The organism is Actinosynnema sp., from assembly GCF_052038725.1.
On the sequence record NZ_JBQGCX010000895.1, the window covers coordinates 1 to 2,193 of the forward strand.

Genomic DNA, 2,193 nt, shown 5'->3' on the forward strand with positions numbered 1-2,193 from the left:
GATCGCCGCACTGGGCGTGATCCCGGTGCTCCAACCCACCTTCCTCTGGGCCTACGGCGACGACTACGCGGAGATCACCGGCCCCCGAGCCCCGTGGATGTACCGAGGCCGCTCCTTCCTGGACCACGGCATCCCCCTGGCGGGCAGCTCGGACCGCCCGGTGGCCGACGGCACCCCGCTGCGGGCCGTCCAGTTCCTGGTGGAACGCCAATCCCGCACCGGCCTGCCGATCGGCCCGGACGAGGCCCTGACCGTCGAGCAGGCCCTGCGCGCGCACACCTCGGGCGCGGCCTACGCGTGCAGGCGCGACCACGACCTGGGCACGATCGAGGAGGGCAAACTGGCCGACTTCACCATCCTCGAAGACGACCCACGAGCGGTCGACCCCACCCGCATCGCGACCATCCCCCTGGCCGCCACGGTCGTGAACGGCGAATTCGCCCACAACCCAGCAGGCCTGACCTGACCACGACGCCCGCCACCCCCTGCCCGGCGCCACGCCGGGCAGGACTCCCCCCTGCTCCTCGCCTGCTGTTCCCCGCCTGCTGCCTGCTCCCCGCCCTTGCCTGCCGCGTCGACCGACCGCCGGATGCTCACTTCGGCCCGTTGCGCCGACCGACGGCCGGATGCTCACTTCGGCGTGTTGCACCGACCGCTCTCCGGGCGATCACCTTCAGCCCGTTGCGCCTGCCGCCCCCCGAGCGGCCCCTTCGGCCCGGTGCGCCCGCTGACCGCCGGGCGGTCACCTTCGGCCCATTGCGCCTGTTGACCGCCGGATGCTCACCTTCGTCCTGTTGTGCCCGCCGACCTCCGGGCGTTCCCCTTCTCCCGCTGCGTCGCCCGGCCTTCCAGCGCTCACCCCCCTCACCCCCTCACGCGCTCATCCGCCAATGCACCACGTACCCCGCCGCCTCGGCCGCGATCAACGCGTCCAACTTCGCCAGGTTCGTCCGCCGCGACAACCGGAACGCCCGCCCCCGCCGAGCGTCCAGCACCAGCGCCCCCAACCCCGGCAACGCCTGCTGCACCACCCGCAGCCCCACGTTCGCCGCCTCCTGCGTCATCTCCTGCTCCTTGCAGTGCACCAGCACCGCCGACACCGACCCGTCCGGGAACCGCAGCCCCAGCTGTGGCCGCACCCGCAGCTCCAGGTCCCCCGACCGCCACACCGCCGAGGGCATCGCCACCCCGGTCGCCCGCGTCGACCGCAGCCACGGCAGGAACCCGTCCCTGATCTCCCCGAACGCCCGCAGCTGCCCGCTGCGCGTCGCCCCGTCGAGCGCGGCGTCCAGCTCCGCGGCGGGGTCGGTCGAGTTGGCCGCGCGCCGCATCGCCGCGCGGACCGGGTTGTAGAAGCCGCAGACCCACTGGTCGACCGCCAGGTAGATGCTGCGCTGCTCGGAAACGATGTTGATGCGGCCACGCTGACCGCTCATCGCGTACTCGGTGAAGGACAGGGCGGTGACGCTGACCGGCTCCACGGCTGGCTCCCCTCGCAGCTGGTCGAACTACTGTTCGATTCTACCGCCGATCACCGACAAAAACGGTGCCCCGATCGGGTCCTCATCAGGCTCGTGACATGCGACAACGGCCCGCACAGGCCAACTTGACCCGTCCGGGTGAAGCCACACGCATGACCACCGTCCCGGCAGCGCGCACGACCTCGCGTCCGACCGCGCGACGGCCGCCTGAGCGTTCCCGCGCCGCGCCGCGGAGCGGGAACGCCGGCCCCGCCGCCATCGGCCGCAAGCGCCGACCCGCTTCACCCGACCGTCGAGTTTTCACTCCCCGGTGTGAAAAAACCCGCACCCGACCGTCCACATCGGACACGCTCCGCGACGACCGATCGCGGGTCACCAGTGGCGGCGAGCCGACGTCGGGGCCATGATCCAGCGGGTCCCCGCGCGGCGCCCGGACACCCGACCCCCGGAGCGCCGCAGGTCACCCGGAGCGGCACCGCCATGCGCTGTCAGCGAACACCGCGCCCCGTCGACCGGGGGCACGCCCACCTCTCCGATATCGTCGGGGTACGCAAGATCGGTCAACACCGTGGATGGGGTAACGAGGATCATGAACGCACGGAACAACCTCACGCTGCCGCGCATGGCGTCGACCGGCGGCATGACGCTCACCGACTCCGTCTTCGAGCAGCTTCTCCGGTCGCGGATCGTCTTCCTGGGCTCCGAGGTCAAC

General features: G+C 72.0%; 2 protein-coding genes. One reads left to right on the forward strand and one right to left on the reverse strand.

Annotated elements, in window-relative coordinates; all coding sequences use genetic code 11:
• Nucleotides 1–466, forward strand: a 466-nt coding sequence (locus tag ACTUAL_RS18540) for an amidohydrolase family protein (RefSeq protein WP_440901152.1), incomplete at its 5' end; no start/stop codon positions are given.
• A 406-nt stretch (nucleotides 467–872) separates the two neighbouring features.
• Here the strand turns inward: ACTUAL_RS18540 and ACTUAL_RS18545 are convergent.
• A complete protein-coding gene (locus tag ACTUAL_RS18545) occupies nucleotides 873–1,481 on the reverse strand; it encodes a hypothetical protein (RefSeq protein WP_096491794.1) in 609 nt (202 codons plus the stop codon).
• Between the last annotated feature and the right edge of the window lie 712 nt (nucleotides 1,482–2,193).